This is a genomic window from Acinetobacter sp. NIOH-H-8 (genome assembly GCF_046635365.1).
Taxonomy (GTDB): domain Bacteria; phylum Pseudomonadota; class Gammaproteobacteria; order Pseudomonadales; family Moraxellaceae; genus Acinetobacter.
Genome location: NZ_JBHDVN010000404.1, coordinates 1 through 252 on the forward strand (window position 1 = coordinate 1; position 252 = coordinate 252).

At 30.2% G+C, this 252-nt stretch carries 1 pseudogene; it reads right to left on the reverse strand.

Annotation, left to right across the window (positions count from 1 at the left end):
- A pseudogene (locus ACEWB7_RS18865) lies at positions 1-86 on the reverse strand (IS1595 family transposase); the annotation flags it as partial.
- Between the last annotated feature and the right edge of the window lie 166 nt (positions 87-252).

The following is a 252-nucleotide window of genomic DNA, read 5'->3' on the forward strand; positions in this document are numbered from 1 at the left end:
GCTGTTTTGGAAGCAGGAATATCAACACAAAAGCATTGAATAATTTTTTTAATCTTGTAGTGACTTAATTTACTGTTTTCTATCATGATTCTAGACTAACATAATCATTTTGCTAGTCTAGAGCCTTGCTAAAATACTCTTTTAAAATATAAAAAACTAAGCGTGTGTAGCACTGGGTATAGGTGTTCTTTGGGCTTAGTTATTAGCGTTATTTAAACAAGTATAAGTCAATTTTTACCTAATGGATTTGCT